This is a genomic window from Clostridium sp. 19966 (assembly GCF_032335695.1).
In the GTDB taxonomy this organism is placed as follows: Bacteria; Bacillota; Clostridia; order Clostridiales; family Clostridiaceae; genus JACTOJ01.
On record NZ_JACTOJ010000045.1, the window covers coordinates 1 to 16,548 of the forward strand.

A 16,548-nucleotide genomic window follows, 5' to 3' on the forward strand; every position below is an offset into this window, starting at 1 on the left:
ACTTGATTCTAACGATATCTTACAAATGCTATTTACATTTGTAAAATCTGCTGGATTTACCTTATATCAAAGAATTGATATTTTTCCTTCTGTTCAATTTTCAAAGACCTTACTGCATTCATGCAGCTTTTATATATTATCATTTTACCGATAATCTGTCAACAATTTTTTTCAAGTTTTTTTATTGATTTAGTATTTTCTACTTTTCAATTTTTATACTTGTCAGTTGCGACTTAGATATAGTACCACGGTTTATTATCCACAATCAACAAAATTTATTTCATAATTTTATGTTAACAACATTATACTCGATTTTTCTACTTATTTCGTCGTTTTCTATACATTGATACACCAGAATCAGTATACGATTTTTATCTGAATATTAAAAAATAAAGCTATGTTTTAAATTTATAAATAAGAAAAGTTAAATCATCTCTATGCTATAAGAAAACTTGTTTCAGAAAACACCGGGACAGGTCTTAGCTCCAAGGCCTTAGCTTCTTTTAAAGACCTGTCCCGATTAAAAAAATTAAATGTTGGCTTTTCTAAAATTAAGTCCAAATTACTCTAGGACTCCTGTTTCATTATCAATCTCTTTATGTTTTCTTTATGTCTTATAATTATAAGCAATTCAGCAGCAGCAGCAGATAATATTATGGATATATCATATCCTAGTAAAATAGATGCAATAGTTATAACTAGTGCTATTGTAAGAGATTTAATAGATACTATATTAGTAAAGAATTTCATAAAAATATAAACTGCTCCAGCCATCAATGTAGGAATCGGAGCCACTGCTAAAAATGCAGCTGCCGTAGTGTTCACTCCTTTTCCTCCCTTAAAATTTAAAAAAGGAGTAAAATCGTGTCCTATTATTACAATTATAGCTAACAAAGATATAAATTCTTCTTTTGAAAAGGGAACATTTATATACTGATATGTATATTTTGCTATGAGTACAGGAACCAAACCTTTTGCCATATCTATAACTTGAGTTATTACGGCTGCTTTTTTCCCTAATATTCTTTTTACATTGGTAGAACCTATATTTCCGCTTCCGAGTTTTCTAATGTCTACTCCAGCCGCCTTTTTGCCTATTATATATCCCGTGGGAATAGATCCAAACAAAAATACTATTAGTGCATATATTATAAAAATCACCATATAATTCCCCTAACTTAGTTTAAATTCATAATTAATCCTAACCCATTATATACTATAGTTTTTTCTAAGTAAACTTTATATATGGATATCCGAAATTTGTAATATGAAATTTTCAATATGCAAGAACGGCGTAAAAGCAAGAAGTAAGAATTGTGGTTAAAATTCAAGAAGCTGTTACACAATTAGGATAAAGTTATTTTAAAGAGAAATATATAAGAACAAATTAATAAATAAAAATGAAGAATTAAAAATTAAGGTAAGAATTCGGCGTTGCTGAATTTTTTATAAACTTATAATTATTACTTTTCTTGCAGCAAATTGCCGCAGCACATTAAAAGAAACCGGCTCATAAAGAGACGATTTCCTCAATAACTATTAATTTTTACATCTTACTTATAGTTACTTGGTTTTACACAAGTATATCCTTTTTAGTAAATACCAGATGAGAAATAGCATAACTTATAGCCGTCCAAGCTAGCAATACTATCACCACAAAATAAATCTTAGGATTAGCTTTATTGATAAGCATGGCAATATCTCCAGACAATACAGAAGAAAAATCCGTGTATCCTAAGAAAATATATAGCATAAGATTCTTGAAAAATTGAACAGTATTCAAAAGAACCATGACAGCTATAAAGCCTACAGTGCTTATACCCATAGAAATCATACTGCTCTTAACTAAAGATGATATCATAAAGGTAACAGATACTACTGTTATCACATAGAGCATCTGAAGTCCTAAGAACTCCAAGGTATATTGCCAATTAGGTATTATATAGGAACTTCCCATTATAGCACGTAATGGATGCTTTCCATCTTGAATGATACTTGTATCTATGTGATATTGGGTCCCTACTATCACAGGGTAATTAGAATTTCCAAAGCCATACATTATTCCTGTAACTATAAACGCTCCTATTTCCACTAAAAGTATACTTGCAGCTGCGGCTATGCTTATAGCTAAAAATTTAGATAACAGAACCTTGCCTCTTGATACAGGCTGCGTTAGTAGCAGTTTTAAAGTTGGAGGAGTTGCCTCTCCTGATACCATATCTGCCACAAACACTGCTACTCCTATTAGCAAGAATAATTGTCCTAAATTTTTCATAACATTTTGCAAGGCCCTATAGGCGTTAAAATCATAATGATTACTTGGCTTTATATCATGATTTTTAAGATATTTTAGCTGCTCATTATTGCTTCTTAAAGACTCATCATTCTTTTTTGCACTGGCACTGCTGCTACTATTAGCCAGCGCAGTTTCATTATTTTTTATTTGTTCATCTATGCTTTGCTTCCAATTATCATTTGAACTTTGCTCCATAAGCTTTTGCTGCTTGAGATTTTCGTTTTCTTCCTTTAAACTGCTTATGTTCTGATCTAAGTTATTTTTGTATTCATCTATTTTTGTATTATCATCTTTTATATTTTCTGGAATATTGTTTTTTTCACTCTCCAGCATACTTATCTGTTGATTGTTCATTTGCATAATATAATCTGGATTACTATACTTTTTTTCATTCTCCGCATCTCGACGATCTCCATAAACAAGCAGACCTGTAAGCAATATAAAAGCTATTATAACCACCCAAGTTTTTTTTCTTTTAAAAAGCTTGAAAAGTTCGTATTTAGTTAAAGTTAGCATTACCTCTTCCCCCCTTCTACAAGTTCCATATATCTTTGCTCTAAGCCCTTGTGAGTCTTGTACACTTCTGTTACATCTATATCTGCTGCCACGAGCTCTTTTATTATTATATTAGAAGTATCTCTATCTGCTTTTACAGTGAATATATTATCCTCGATAGCAACCTCTCTTACCACTTCAAGCTTATTTAATATTGCCTCTCCATTTGAGATATCCTTAGTTACTATGGCTAAGGTATCTGTTTCATTATGCATATCTCCGCCAGATATATTTTCTATGGACTTTATCTGCCCTCCATTTATGAAAGCAACAGTATCACATAACTGCTGTATTTCGGACAATATGTGAGAGGATATGAACACCGCTGCATTTGTTTCCTTGGCAGTCTTTTTCACTATCTCTCTAAAGTCTATAATTCCTGTTGGATCAAGACCATTTGTTGGTTCATCCAATATTAGCAGCTTAGGCTTAGATAGTAAAGCCGTGGCAAGTCCTAATCTTTGTTTCATTCCAAGAGAATACTTTTTCACCTTATCATCGATTCTCCCAGAGAGTCCTACTAAATCTATAGTTTCATCTACATTCTTCTTTGGAATTTTTTTAATCGCTGCTATCATATTTAAATTTTGCCTGCCACTTATGTATGTATATAATTCAGGATTTTCTACCACAGCACCCACATTAGATAATGCTTTAACTGGACTTTTTAATATATCGTTGCCGCATATTCTTATATTCCCTTTATTAGGATGTATAAGTCCAACAAGCATTCTTATAGTGGTAGTTTTACCAGCGCCATTAGGCCCAAGAAATCCAAAAATCTCCCCTTCCTTTATGTCGAAGCTTATTCCTTTTATTATTTCTCTTTTGCCCAGCTTTTTGTATACGTTACTGACCTCTAATACATTCATTGTTAACCCCCTACTCAATTCACATTTTCACTTTAATTATGTAATTAATTAGCAACATGAATATATTATATCAATTATTACCACATTTTGTATTAATATTTTCTTAATAATTTCTTAAGCACTATTAATTTTATATGAAGTTACTCTTGTAATTAGCAGTAGCAATTTTGGGGCTGCTGCATATACTATACTATATAGGCGGTAAAACTACCTATATAGTATCTGCATCTCTTCGAAATTCTCTTCTCCCATCTACAATATATAATGTTATATGTTCGCTCATTTAATTATGGGCGGATGCTTGCAGAGTTTTAACATTATATATAAATAAAAAGGACTATCTGATTAGATAGTCCCAGGGGACTGTTGCATTAGCAATTGAAAATTGCTGATGGGACAGTCCATTTTTTTCATGTTACATACACTTTTTATAGATATTTATTGGCAAAACCAACTCAACAGATAAAGAATGGCACACTTTAATAAGACTTTAGAATTAAGGCTTTTTTAAAACAAAATTTTAGAACGTTCAAAACTAATAATTTTCTTTAAGCTGAAAAAGATTCATTCCAATTCTATGTGCTTAGATTTTATTATGAAGTTTTTTTATGTTGTAAGCCAGTGATAACAAGATGCTTTCTGCCAAAACATTGGTTTTACCTTTCCATAATACTCTTCAGTTTCATTATATTCTGAATCTACACCGTGCTGCAAATTATAAGCAGGCTTCAGCTGACCATTCTTCATTGCATCTTTATCTGTTTTTGAATAACTGTTACGATCATTACAGATATGTATCTTTTGAGTGTACTCCTTCAGTTTATTCAAGTATTCTTCAAACTTTTCAATAGAGCACTGCAGTAGATTTTTTCTTTTGCCGTATCCATCACAAATTCTACATTTTCTTTTTCTTTCAAAGCGTAGAGCTTTTTTCTAAGCTTCTTAACATAGTTTAATTTTACCTGATTTTGATACACAAGTTTTATTCCATATGTAGCCTCACACTCATCCACAAAATCAGCTAATTTTGCAAGCAGTTTCTTAAGATTTTTTACAACTGCTTTTTTCCAAACAAAAGTATATTTGTTGGCACTTGTTTCTATCTTTGTACCATCGATGAATATAGCATCTCCTGATATTTCTCCCATATTATAAAGAAATTCTGTAAGAAGTATTGGTATTCAAATGGTCTATATAAAAGCTACAGAGGGGGGGGCCTATACTAATCGATTAATGGACTCTCAATATAAGGCAGCCAAGTCCGCTGGTATATTAGTTGGTTTTTATCATTTTGCATCTACAAATAGTTCCATATCAGAATATGGATAGCAGAGCCTGGTACTTCACCTTCAAATACAAGAGGATACGCAGGTATTCAGTACCCATAGCATGCAAATATGACAGAAGAAGCTTCAGATTAAATTTTTTTCAAGACCTACAGATGGTGTGCCATATCCTCATCATGATTATGCAACAAGATATATACAATTCCGTTGTGGCGGGTCAGTTGATGGTATATTGAGAAATATAACTAAATCATATGTGGAAACTTGGCAATCAAAACATGGTCTTACAGCAGATGGAGTTGTAGGTCCAGCAACTTAGAGTATGTTACTGGACAAAAATGTATAGAAACTATTAAATAAAATGACTGTTACAACAATATTTTGTTGCTATTGTAACAGTCGTCAATATTCTACCATTCAATACCAGGATCATTTGCCATATCATCTGCTGTACTACGAGAATCTAAAATGAAGTAATGATTCAATATAGGATTACTATTACCCTTTACAGATTTTGAAAATACAAATTCAATTTTAACTTTATATTTTTCTCGTGTTGAACTGTTCACAACCAATGTTGTATAACCTATAATTCTTTCGCCATTGATTACTACATTATATTCAGGATTACCAAAAAACTTATTTATCATTGAAAAAGATATTTGCCTTAACTTATTGTCAAATGATCTAACCTCAAAAACTTGGTCTCTTTTAACTCCAAACACCAAATTGTATTTTGAGTAAGTGTAGAACTTACTATTCTTAATCTGGGGTACAAAATCTTCTCTATCTGCTTTGCCGAGTTTTTGTTTCAAATCATCTACAGAAGTTGTATAAACAGCAAAATCACAATTAATAACCTTTCCTTGTGAAGCTGAATTTTTAATACTTTGAAGTAGTATGATTTGTGAATTAGAATTTTGTTTAGAATTACTCGAAGAATTTGAAAAATTCGTTGCTATTGTGTTACTTGCAGAAGTATTTGAACTCGTCGTATTTTGATTAGTATTAGTACTATTCAGATTGCTGCTTAGATTCTTTGATGCACTTGAACAGCCAACCATAAATACTAGACACAGAGCTATAGCAGTACCTGTAAGTGACTTCTTATTAAATGCTGAAATCATAATTATTCTCCTTTTGATATTTCTATTTGAAAACCCTAGTGTACCAGCAAACAGATTTGGTTTTGAAAGTATCTTAATCATATTAATAATAGTTTGACCGTAATCTCTAACTTCATTTGAATTTAACATTGTAAGTATAGCGGAATCGCATGCTAATTCACAATCCTGCTTAAATTGATATAGTGAATATATTATTACTGGATTGAACCAGTATATAACCTGCAATAGTATAATAATTATATTTACTATTAAGTCTTTCCTTTTTATATGGGTTAATTCATGTAAAAATACAAATTTTAGTTCTTGTGAAGTTAATTTATCAACAATATGCTCTGAAATTACTATTTTAGGTCTTATAATTCCGTATGCAAAAGGGGATTTTATTTCATTATCATAAATAACTGATATTTTTGATGTTATTCCTATTCTAAATTTTGCTTCTTGTAATATCTTGTCGACGTCTTGCCTTTTACATTTTAGACTTTTATTTATATTAACCAATAACATTATATTCGTAAAAATTATATATGCTAGAATTAATAAAGCCCCTATAAGCCAAATTATAGCTACAGTTTTTAAATCAAATTTCGTTGTACCTTTTACAGGCATTGCCCTCTTATAAATATCCTTTTGAACAATATTACCTTGTACTTTATTATTAGTAGTATTGGTATTTAAGTTTGTAATGCTTGGAATGTTTTGATTTATTAATGAAGATATGTCATATTTTTGTGGATTTCTATTAATAAAATTGAGTGGATTTACCTGGCTCTGAAAATTTAAAGGTATCATAAGTTTGAGTACAAGTAAAAACCAAATGTAATAATGAATCTTTCCGCTAAGCCTTTTTCTAAAAATAGCTTTTATTACTAATATAGCAATTGCGAATATACTTCCCATTATAGATAATACTATAACCTGCCTAAACAAGTTATTAAAATCCATTACGTTTCACCGTTCCTTTCACTTCTTAATTCCTTTATTAAGTAAATGCTGCAATTCTTCAATTTCATTTTCAGATAACTTTTCATTATTAATAAAATTAGAAATCATGAGTTTAACTGATCCATCATAAACTTTTTTTAAGAACGTTCTAGTCTCTTCCATAACGCAATCATTTTCATCTAAAATAGCATAAAATTTAAACTGAGACCCTTCTTTATTAACGCCTACAGCTCCCTTGTTGACAAGTCTATTTATTAATGAATGAATAGTTTTCGGTTTCCAACTAGTAGTAGCACTTAACCTTTCTATTATTTGAGTAGAAGTTAATTCTCGTTCTTGCCATAATACTTTAATTACAATCCACTCTGCATCTGATATTTTACAATTGGTTGTATTCATAATATTTCCCTCCACTTCTCACAAATGTAATCTATAGTTATAGATTACATTTGTGAGAAGCAAAAGTCAAGTAGTTTTTTAAATAATTACCATGGATTAATAGAACTGCCTTTTCGAAAGATTTTGACTTATGTATTGGAATAGTTAACAATCAAGCGTCTTCTTCAATAATTCCTATACATGGTTATAAACCATTTAATTTAAAAATCACTATATTTATACTTATACTATAATGGTGCAAAAATACTTGAATAATTTTACAACTGAATAAAATAAAAAAACATTTAGGATAAATCCTTGTTATAATTGAGTTACCATACAACGATGACAGCTGAAGCTAATAGTTTAGATGGCATACAGATTTTCATAGATACTATTTTTAAAGCTAATAAATAACTATCCTATTGATATTAAATTCTAACAGGATAGTTATTTTAATATTTAGAACTTAGTGCTGTTTTAATAATGTTTTAATGGAATACTTGTAGATGAATATATCACACTTTTATCTTTGTTTATTATGGGTAAAATCTGGTTTTCTATATGGTTTATCATATAAAATCATCCTTTTCTATTTTTTATTATCTACATATTTTGTGAGTTCCTTTCTACAAATTGACTTAGCAAACGCACCGAATCATTAACTGGTATCAAATAATCAATATTTAGTGGCAATTTTAATTGATAATTTCCACCGTTTAAAGTATAATTTTTATGTAAATTGATATATTTAGTCATACATTAATTTTACAAAAAATCCCTTACTCTTACGAGTGCGGGATTTTGTTTTTTGCAAAAAGAAGCTGTACACTAATTACTTAGTGCGACAGCCCCCAGGTTATTGACACTTTAAGTGTTCAATAACCTTTTTTTAAATGGCTATATTTTATGCGAGCAATTCCTTTACATCTCTGTATATAAGCTCCGTAGATATAGCTCCGTAGTATCTAACCAAATCGTCTATAACCACAAAGGGAGCTTCATAATCCATTTCTGTAAGAATTCTTATATTATCATAATCCAGAACATTTATTTTATTTATATCATGAAATCTTAAATTGATGCTGCTTGCTACATCACTTTTTGAAATAAAACTTTCTAAATCCTTAAATTGTTCAATAAGCGTCTGCTTACCGTTTTCTCCGCTGCACCCACTGCATCCTTGGCAGTTTGAGCATCCCTTAGACTCTTCATTTTTCCCTTTTATAGCTATGCCTTCTTTGTGACATCCGCCGCAGGAACCATCAGGAGCTTTGTTAGGATCACCAAATATATCAACATTAATTTTTATCATAATTCCTCCTAAAAATTTCTTTTATATTAGGCTCTGTTTTAAATCAGTGTTGAATTTTACACTGATTTAAAACTACCTTTAGTTCGAAAGACTATGTCTTAATTTTATTTCACTTATCCTATGAGTGCAACCTTCTTTTTATATACTGCAATTCGTAACATGAAATTTTTAAATAGGTAAGAACGGTCATGAAGTAAAAAGTAGAGAGCGATGAAAAAAATTAAGAACTCAGCAAGCCGAGTTCATCAAATATATTTAGAAATAAAATTTAAATATCTCTAGAAAAATTACTCCTGGAATACCGCAAAAACCTGCGACCAAAATTGTAACAGCATTTATACCTAGACTTAATTGATAGCTTGCACCAAAAAAATTTATTAGCAAAAGTAGTAAAGCCCCTAAAAAGCAATTCAATATAAGTTTTCCAGCAAACTTAAATAAAAAATTAAATCTTTTATTTGAAATAAGTACTATTAACAAAAGTACCGCTGTGAATGCTATAGCTACCTCCATACTCCCACCTCGTATAAGTTCTATACAACCAAAAGCTTGTACGTTATATTTGTATGCTAAAAATATTTATATATGAATTCAATATAAAGTTGTATTCTTATATAGCTGATATTTCTTTCAATATATCTATGTGCTTGGTTTTTATATTTAATCTTTTAGCCTCTGAAATAAGATAGGAATATCGAGCAGTAGCAGCTTGTTCAGTAAAAATCGCGTAATCTATAAGTTTTGAATCACTTACTGAGTTAAAAAAAGATCTCGCAGCTTCTATTTCATTTATGCTATCCTCTATGGCTTTTATAAGTTCATTTTCCTCCATAGACGTGTCCATTTTTGAGGTAACAAAATCAACTATTTTTTCTTTGTTCACCTTTAATAACGCTACGTAAAACCTATAAGATTTTAACGTAACTCCTCCTTTCCCAATTTGTATCCTGTCTACGATTCCTTATTAAAATTATAGCCATAAATAGGAAACTTATTCTAAGTTATAAAAAAAAGATGTATATTATACATCTTTTTTGCTGACAATTTTAGAGTTTACTTTTACTTACCCGTGTCACATTTTATTGAAATTTTAGATTATATTTCTTTTCTGCCTTCCATAGCCTTTGATAAGGTAACTTCGTCCGCATAATCAAGATCGCCGCCTACTGGTATTCCGTGGGCTATTCTTGTTACCTTTACTCCAAGAGGTTTAAGTATTTTTGACATATACATAGCAGTAGCTTCTCCTTCAATATTAGGATTTGTCGCTGCTATAACTTCCTTCACGCTTCCATTTATCCTTGCTACAAGCTCTCTAAGCTTTATATCCTGAGGACCTCTTCCAGCCATAGGTGATATATTCCCATGAAGCACGTGGTACACACCGTTATATTCTCTTACCTTTTCCATAGCAATGATATCCTTTGGCTGCTCTACAACGCATATAATGCTTTTATCTCTGCTCGGATTACTGCATATAGCGCAAGGATCCGTATCTGTAAAGTTTCCGCAGATGGAGCAATATTTTATAGTACCTCTAGCCTTAATTAGAGCATTTGCAAATTCTTCTATCTCTTCTTTAGGTTGATTAAGCACATGTAAAGTTAGTCTCTGAGCAGTTTTATAGCCTATTCCAGGAAGCTTTGCAAACTCTTCTATAAGTTTCTCAACAACCACCGGGTAAAAATCCAATGATTTCACATCCTTATCTTTATAAAAATTTATCCTGCCTTAAACATGTAAAGGACAATATATTAAAGGTGCCATAAAGACACCCTTAATATACATTATTATATTAAAACATTCCTGGTATGTTAATTCCACCAGTCAATTTTTTCATTTCTCCTGCAGTTTCATCTTCTGCTCTCTTAAGAGCTTCATTACATGCTACTATGATAAGATCTTCAAGCATCTCAACATCATCGGGATCTACAGCCTCAGGTTTTATCTTTATATCTACAAGCTGCTTCTTACCATTTGCGATAACTGTAACAGCACCGCCTCCTGTAGATACAGTGAACTCCTTCGTTTCAAGATCCTTCTGCATCTGCTCCATTTGCTGCTGGAACTTTTGAGCTTGCTTAATCAAGTTGCCCATGTTACCTCCCATGCCTGGGAATCCACCTTTTGCCATATAAAAATCCTCCTTATTAAACATATAGTGTGTTTAACCATTCATAAATAAACTCTCTTGAGTTTAGAACTATTTATTATTATATAATACTTTACTATATATTACTATATATTATTCAATTAGATTACTATTGTTCTTAGAATATATCGCCTAATCATCTATTATTTGTACCATATCTTCTCCAAAGGTTTCAATAAGCAATTCTTCTGATGATTTTTCCTGCTTTCCGCCACCTTGTACAACATATCTTACTTTAACCTTTTCATTCAGGATTTCGCTGAAGGCGCTATCAACAATTTTTCTATTGTCCTCTTTCTCAAGCCTGTTTTTATTAAAAGCATACTGTTCATCGTACAATATCTCCACTACACCATTTTTGCAGGAATAGGGCCTTCCAGTCATGAGGGATGCATATATTATCATTTGCCTTCTTCCTTTGAAGCTCTCAAGAATATCCTTCCAGGCCTTCTTTACATCTTCAATAGTTACTGTAGAATCAGTATTAACCTCTTCTTCTATTTCTTGCTTTCTTGTATCCTGCCTTTCTACCTTTGGAGCAGTATCCTTCTTGGAATCCGCTCTGGGAGCTTTAGCTTTGCCATCAATTACATTCACGGCTATATTGCCGCTCTTTATTGCTTCTTCAAGCCTATTTATCCTAGCTAAAAGGACTTCCCTTGATGTGTCAAATTCCACCTTGCACAGCTTTATAGCTGCAAGCTCTAGATAGATTCTGGATTGCTTGCTCCATTTCGCCTGCTCTTCGGCTTCCTGAAGCACATTTATATCTCTCATTATTTCTTCTATTCTTATCTTTTGGGCCTGATCCTTTAAAAGTTCTATATTCTCCATAGACATATCCAATATATCATCTGCATTATTGCTAACCTTAACTATCATCAGATTTCTCATATGGGTAATAATATCTCTTATAAAGGTGTTTATTTCTTTACCGGATAAAACAATCTCATCTATTATTCGAATGGATCTTTCAATATCCTTATCTATAAATGCATCCACAAGCTTTATAAGATTGTCATTAGTAACAAGCCCAAGCATTCCTATGAGGCTGGAATAATCTACTTTTCCTCCTCCCATGGATATAGCCTGATCCAATATGCTAAGAGAATCTCTCATTGCACCATCAGATATTCTGGCGATCAGCTGAAGGCTCTTGTCATCAGCATATACCCCTTGAGCTTCAACTATTTTCCTTAAAAGACTAAATATATCTTCACTTTTTATCCTTTTAAAATCAAACCTCTGACATCTTGAAAGTATAGTTATTGGAAGCTTTTGAGGATCGGTGGTGGCAAGTATAAACACAACATTTTTAGGAGGCTCCTCTAAGGTCTTCAAAAATGCATTTACCGCCCCCGAAGAAAGCATATGGACTTCATCCATTATGTAAACTTTGTACTTAAGCTCTTGAGGAGGATATTGTACATCATCTATTATATCCCTTATATTATCTACTCCGTTGTTAGAAGCAGCATCAAGCTCAGTAACATCCATACTTAATCCGCTGTTAATTTTTTTGCAGGCTTCACACTCATTGCATGGCTCTCCGTCCTTTAAATTGGTGCAGTTTAAAGCTTTAGCCATTATTTTTGCTGTAGAAGTCTTTCCAGTACCTCTAGTTCCACAAAGCAAATATGCATGAGCTATTCTATCATTTATTATTTGATTTTTTAATGTTACAGTAATATGTTTTTGCCCGATTACATCATCAAAAATCTTAGGTCTCCACTCTCTATACAAAGCCCTATAAGACATATTCATACACCTCTTCTTCGCTTAAAGCTAATATTATTATAGCAGATTAATGCCCCTTAAGTTAAATTTTTTATATTTACATATAACTAGATAAGAATATATCTAGTTGAACCTTCCCGCACCTTATAAGGCTAAAAAAGGAGCTGTCTCCAGCTCCCCTAAAACTCACTTTCTATGCATAAAAAAAAGACACTTCTTCAAGTGTCTTTGAATTAACTATTTAATTGAACCGTGCACCTCACATCGACACTAACATATAAGCGTTACCTGTACAGTTAGCTCAAACCAGGCTTTTCCACGGCACACGAAAGTGTCTACTTACCGCTGCTTCCTTCCGGACCTGACGGGGTTCATAGATTTTCGTTGCGTGGGACCCAGTTCTCAACGCCACTTTTACAGGCCAGACCTTACAGATTAGGGCCTCCGTGAGGAATTCAATCCTGCTATAGCGGATTGCAGGTTACAAGGCACCGCTAACTCCCCATCTAGCACGGCAAAGTTTAAATGGCGGAGAGAGGGGGATTCGAACCCCCGGTAGAGTTTCCCCTACACACGCTTTCCAGGCGTGCTCCTTCAACCGCTCAGACATCTCTCCATATCCTACACGCTCTCCATATTTCTATGCTTTAAAAAGCATAATATGACTAACGAAATTTAATGACAAGTGTTATTATATACAATTATCAGTATTGAGTCAATAGAGAAATTTTATCCAAAAGCAAAAACAATACACCAACAATATTACAATTTATCAATTATATAGCATTGTATCTTTTATAAGCAAAACGTTAATTTTGTAATTATTTGGCTAATTTTCGGATGTTTTATACTAAATTTTTTATTGAGGAATGTATTTCCTCATGTTATAATTAGTACAACAATCGACACTTTGCATCAAACATGAGGTGTACTATGAACTTAAAAATATACAATTTTATAAATTCAAACGACTTAAATGTATTTTTGAACAAATTTAATGACTTTTGTGGAATTAATTGTATGCTTATAGATTTAAATGGCGATATATTGATTGAAAGAGATATAAAAAACGCATGCTGGCATAGTTCCATTGATACTGCAGATTGTAAAAGCTGTTTTAAACATTCTAAAGAGTTTATCTCTCAATTAAAGCCTGGAGATAAATTTATCTGCAGCCAATGTTCTATGGGCCTTACCGCAGTATACATACCTATATACGCTAAGAATGATCTATTGGCCTACTTATATTGCGGAGAATTTTCAGTAAGCCCTTCCAATAATCAAGATACTGATACAGAAGCAGCTGCTATATATAACTCAGACAATATTAATTCTGTTTATAATATATCCAGCAATAGATTGAAATGCATAATAGATTTTATGGTATTACTGGCAAAATCAATAGAGACTTTTATTTCGAGCGAATTGGAAAATATGCAGCTTAATGAAGAATTAATGTCCAATTATGAAAAGCTTGAGTCTACCTATGAAGAGCTTCTGGCTGCGGAAGATGAGCTTAAAGTTCAGTTTGCTGAACTACAGGATAATAAAAACTTTCTTGAACAAAGCGAGGAAAGATATAAACTTGCCTTAAATTCTTCTCACGATGGCATATGGGATTGGGATATAACTAACAATAATTTCTATTATTCAGAAAGATGGGCTAATATGCTTGGCTATACTAAGCATACATTACCATTAAAGAACACTTCCTGGAGAAGCTTAATTCATCCTGAGGATTTAGAAATCTTTGATATAAATATTAACAATTACATTAGTAAAATCTCTGATAAATACAAATGCGAATATAGAATAAAAAAGAGTGATGAAACTTATATTTGGATATCTGATGCAGGCAGCGCAAGTTGGGATTCTTCAGGACATCCTGTTAGAATAGTAGGCTGCCATACAGATATAACCGAGCAAAAAAACTTATCAGAAAAAGTTAACAAATTGGCATATTTAGATACTCTTACTGAGCTGCCTAACATGCACTCCCTTTACACTGATTTAAATGAGCTTTGCAGTAATAAGCTAGACTTTTCTGTGGTATTTCTGGACATAGATAATTTTAAATCAATAAACGATACACTGAGCCACAGCTTTGGAGATAAATTATTGAAAAAATTATGCTTCACTTTCTCCTCTTTAAATGAAGATAATTCTTCCCTATACAGGTGGGGCGGAGATGAATTTATATATGTACTGAGATATATAAATAACGAAACCTTATTATCTGAATTCATGGAGAAAATAGTAAAAAGCCTTTCTTCTCCAATAATAATAGATGAGGTAGAAATCTATGTAACTGCCAGTATTGGCGGATGCATATACCCTGCTCATGGAAATACTTCAGAAGATTTAATAAAAAACTCTGACACAGCCATGTTCCGTGCAAAAAGTCTGGGAAAGAACAACTATCAAATATATAATGAAAATTTTTCACTTAATGTGATAGAGCAAGCTAACCTAGATAGAGACTTGAGAATAGCATTGAAAAATAATGAATTCCAGGTTTACTATCAACCTCGCGTCAACGTAGAAAGCAATCATTTAGTAGGTATGGAAGCTCTCATAAGATGGGTTAAACCAGATGGTTCCATCATATCACCATTAAAATTTATACCAAAGGCGGAAGAGACAGGGCTTATAATTCCTATAGGGCATTTTGTGCTGAAAGAAACCTGCAGGCAGATGAAAGAATGGATTTACAAAGGCTATGATAATATTACAGTTTCCGTTAATTTATCAGCGAAACAAATTGAAGATCCTAACTTAATTAATACTATAAAAAGCTGTATCGAAGAAGCTTCTGTTCCATATTCCTGCATAGAATTAGAGATTACTGAAAGCGCTGCTATAAAAGATATGAATCAAACTATTTCCTTGCTTAAGGAACTCAAAGCAATAGGAATAAATGTGCTTTTAGATGACTTTGGTACAGGCTATTCTTCTCTTAACTTTTTAAGATTATTGCCTGTTACTACCATAAAAATAGACAAATCCTTTATAGATAAGGTTGAGGAAGAGACTGCAGAGAAAACTATTGTAAGCTCCATTATTTCTTTAGCTCACGATATAAGATTAAGAGTTATTGCTGAGGGAATCGAAAATTTATCTCAGCTAGACTTCCTTCAGAAAAATTCCTGTGATGAAGCCCAAGGTTACTACTTTAGTAAGCCTGTTCCTGCAGAAATTTTTGAAAAGTTATTAGAAAACAGGAATAACAAGTAAATATCACCCTCTTGAAAGCTGTTGCACAACTAACTAAATAGTTAGCTGCGCAGCAGCTTTTGCTTTTTAGCTAAAATAAAAAACATATAGAATTTAGATTATATTATCAACTTTTTTTGCACAAAAACATCACTTATAAATGTGACATTTAACCCTTATCTTCATAAATTATATAGTAGATATATTCTATATATTTCAATAAAATTTTGGGAGGTAAAGTGGGATATGGAATTTTTTTATAAAGATCATAATAGATATGGATGTTATCCTCCTGTAAGTGATTTTGTACTTGGTACGGAACCGCCAATCTGGGGATTTCCTATAGCTACTGGACCTACCGGGCCTACCGGGCCTACTGGACCAGGAACTGGTGTTACTGGCCCTACTGGTGCCACCGGCTTAAATGGTGTTACTGGTCCTACCGGCGCTACTGGCTTAGATGGTGTTACTGGTCCTACCGGCGCTACTGGCTTAGATGGTGTTACTGGTCCTACCGGTGCTACTGGCTTAAATGGTGTTACCGGTCCTACTGGTGCTACTGGCTTAAATGGTGTTACTGGTCCTACCGGCGCTACTGGCTTAGATGGTGTTACTGGTCCTACCGGTGCTACTGGCTTAAATGGTGTTACTGGTCCTACCGGTGCTACTGGC

15 protein-coding genes, 1 tRNA gene, 1 other RNA gene and 2 pseudogenes are annotated in these 16,548 nt (G+C 32.5%); 4 read left to right on the plus strand and 15 right to left on the minus strand.

Translation table 11 applies throughout. The annotated features are described in order from the left end of the window. Positions 1-567: 567 nt before the first annotated feature. The 5 genes from plsY to IAI10_RS23325 form a co-directional block, all read right to left on the minus strand. Entirely contained in the window at positions 568-1,164 is a 597-nt protein-coding gene (gene plsY / locus IAI10_RS23305; RefSeq protein WP_315675718.1) for a glycerol-3-phosphate 1-O-acyltransferase PlsY, read from the minus strand. Positions 1,165-1,573: 409 nt separating this feature from the next. Continuing rightward, positions 1,574-2,812: an ABC transporter permease subunit gene (locus IAI10_RS23310; RefSeq protein WP_315675719.1), complete on the minus strand. Its 1,239-nt coding sequence runs from the start codon at positions 2,810-2,812 to the stop codon at positions 1,574-1,576. Beyond that, on the minus strand, positions 2,812-3,723 hold the full coding sequence (locus IAI10_RS23315) for an ABC transporter ATP-binding protein (RefSeq protein ID WP_315675720.1): 912 nt from the start codon (positions 3,721-3,723) through the stop codon (positions 2,812-2,814). The genes IAI10_RS23310 and IAI10_RS23315 overlap by 1 nt, the downstream gene beginning before the upstream one ends. 606 nt (positions 3,724-4,329) lie before the next feature. Further along, a complete protein-coding gene (locus tag IAI10_RS23320) occupies positions 4,330-4,551 on the minus strand; it encodes a hypothetical protein (protein WP_315675732.1) in 222 nt (73 codons plus the stop codon). Beyond that, entirely contained in the window at positions 4,548-4,871 is a 324-nt protein-coding gene (locus IAI10_RS23325) for a hypothetical protein (RefSeq protein ID WP_315675721.1), read from the minus strand. Before IAI10_RS23325 ends, IAI10_RS23320 begins: the two co-directional genes overlap by 4 nt. A 37-nt stretch (positions 4,872-4,908) precedes the next feature. Here IAI10_RS23325 and IAI10_RS23330 point away from each other — a divergent pair, with 37 nt between their 5' ends. Together IAI10_RS23330 and IAI10_RS23335 are read left to right on the plus strand one after the other, a co-directional pair. After that, complete coding sequence (locus tag IAI10_RS23330) at positions 4,909-5,052, plus strand: GH25 family lysozyme (RefSeq protein WP_315675722.1); 144 nt, start codon at positions 4,909-4,911, stop codon at positions 5,050-5,052. Positions 5,053-5,142: 90 nt separating this feature from the next. Then, positions 5,143-5,328: pseudogene (locus tag IAI10_RS23335) on the plus strand (peptidoglycan-binding protein); the annotation flags it as partial. 91 nt (positions 5,329-5,419) lie between these two features. Here the strand turns inward: IAI10_RS23335 and IAI10_RS23340 are convergent. From IAI10_RS23340 to IAI10_RS23385, 10 genes are all read right to left on the minus strand, one after another. Next, on the minus strand, positions 5,420-7,081 hold the full coding sequence (locus IAI10_RS23340) for a M56 family metallopeptidase (protein WP_315675723.1): 1,662 nt from the start codon (positions 7,079-7,081) through the stop codon (positions 5,420-5,422). Between the two features lie 18 nt (positions 7,082-7,099). Continuing rightward, positions 7,100-7,480 (minus strand): BlaI/MecI/CopY family transcriptional regulator, encoded by a 381-nt coding sequence (locus tag IAI10_RS23345; RefSeq protein WP_315675724.1) that lies wholly within the window; start codon positions 7,478-7,480, stop codon positions 7,100-7,102. A gap of 886 nt (positions 7,481-8,366) precedes the next feature. Continuing rightward, positions 8,367-8,774, minus strand: a complete 408-nt coding sequence (locus tag IAI10_RS23350) for a hypothetical protein (protein WP_315675725.1) — start codon at positions 8,772-8,774, stop codon at positions 8,367-8,369. A gap of 255 nt (positions 8,775-9,029) precedes the next feature. Further along, a complete protein-coding gene (locus IAI10_RS23355; RefSeq protein ID WP_315675726.1) occupies positions 9,030-9,287 on the minus strand; it encodes a pro-sigmaK processing inhibitor BofA family protein in 258 nt (85 codons plus the stop codon). 97 nt (positions 9,288-9,384) lie between these two features. Further along, positions 9,385-9,657 (minus strand): YaaL family protein, encoded by a 273-nt coding sequence (locus tag IAI10_RS23360; protein WP_315675727.1) that lies wholly within the window; start codon positions 9,655-9,657, stop codon positions 9,385-9,387. A 212-nt stretch (positions 9,658-9,869) separates the two neighbouring features. After that, complete coding sequence (gene recR / locus IAI10_RS23365; protein ID WP_315675728.1) at positions 9,870-10,466, minus strand: recombination mediator RecR; 597 nt, start codon at positions 10,464-10,466, stop codon at positions 9,870-9,872. A gap of 103 nt (positions 10,467-10,569) precedes the next feature. Then, positions 10,570-10,908, minus strand: a complete 339-nt coding sequence (locus tag IAI10_RS23370; protein WP_315675729.1) for a YbaB/EbfC family nucleoid-associated protein — start codon at positions 10,906-10,908, stop codon at positions 10,570-10,572. A gap of 150 nt (positions 10,909-11,058) precedes the next feature. Beyond that, the gene (gene dnaX / locus IAI10_RS23375) at positions 11,059-12,684 is read right to left on the minus strand and encodes a DNA polymerase III subunit gamma/tau (protein WP_315675730.1); all 1,626 of its coding nucleotides are present in this window, start codon (positions 12,682-12,684) and stop codon (positions 11,059-11,061) included. A gap of 229 nt (positions 12,685-12,913) precedes the next feature. Then, positions 12,914-13,178: signal recognition particle sRNA large type (gene ffs, locus IAI10_RS23380), an RNA gene on the minus strand. An 11-nt stretch (positions 13,179-13,189) separates the two neighbouring features. Next, positions 13,190-13,279: transfer RNA gene (locus IAI10_RS23385), tRNA-Ser, on the minus strand. Between the two features lie 317 nt (positions 13,280-13,596). On the opposite strand from IAI10_RS23385, the gene IAI10_RS23390 reads away from it, so the two are divergent. Further along, positions 13,597-15,897: an EAL domain-containing protein gene (locus IAI10_RS23390; RefSeq protein ID WP_315675731.1), complete on the plus strand. Its 2,301-nt coding sequence runs from the start codon at positions 13,597-13,599 to the stop codon at positions 15,895-15,897. 225 nt (positions 15,898-16,122) lie between these two features. After that, positions 16,123-16,548: pseudogene (locus IAI10_RS23395) on the plus strand (spore surface glycoprotein BclB); the annotation flags it as partial.

Bases quoted from the DNA above. Each gene is read 5' to 3' on its own strand.
- plsY (WP_315675718.1), bottom strand. From the start codon at position 1,164: ATGGTGATTTTTATAATATATGCACTAATAGTATTTTTGTTTGGATCT.
- IAI10_RS23310 (WP_315675719.1), bottom strand. From the start codon at position 2,812: ATGCTAACTTTAACTAAATACGAACTTTTCAAGCTTTTTAAAAGAAAA.
- IAI10_RS23315 (WP_315675720.1), bottom strand. From the start codon at position 3,723: ATGAATGTATTAGAGGTCAGTAACGTATACAAAAAGCTGGGCAAAAGA.
- IAI10_RS23325 (WP_315675721.1), bottom strand. From the start codon at position 4,871: ATGGGAGAAATATCAGGAGATGCTATATTCATCGATGGTACAAAGATA.
- IAI10_RS23330 (WP_315675722.1), top strand. From the start codon at position 4,909: ATGGTCTATATAAAAGCTACAGAGGGGGGGGCCTATACTAATCGATTA.
- IAI10_RS23340 (WP_315675723.1), bottom strand. From the start codon at position 7,081: ATGGATTTTAATAACTTGTTTAGGCAGGTTATAGTATTATCTATAATG.
- IAI10_RS23345 (WP_315675724.1), bottom strand. From the start codon at position 7,480: ATGAATACAACCAATTGTAAAATATCAGATGCAGAGTGGATTGTAATT.
- IAI10_RS23350 (WP_315675725.1), bottom strand. From the start codon at position 8,774: ATGATAAAAATTAATGTTGATATATTTGGTGATCCTAACAAAGCTCCT.
- IAI10_RS23355 (WP_315675726.1), bottom strand. From the start codon at position 9,287: ATGGAGGTAGCTATAGCATTCACAGCGGTACTTTTGTTAATAGTACTT.
- IAI10_RS23370 (WP_315675729.1), bottom strand. From the start codon at position 10,908: ATGGCAAAAGGTGGATTCCCAGGCATGGGAGGTAACATGGGCAACTTG.
- dnaX (WP_315675730.1), bottom strand. From the start codon at position 12,684: ATGTCTTATAGGGCTTTGTATAGAGAGTGGAGACCTAAGATTTTTGAT.
- IAI10_RS23390 (WP_315675731.1), top strand. From the start codon at position 13,597: ATGAACTTAAAAATATACAATTTTATAAATTCAAACGACTTAAATGTA.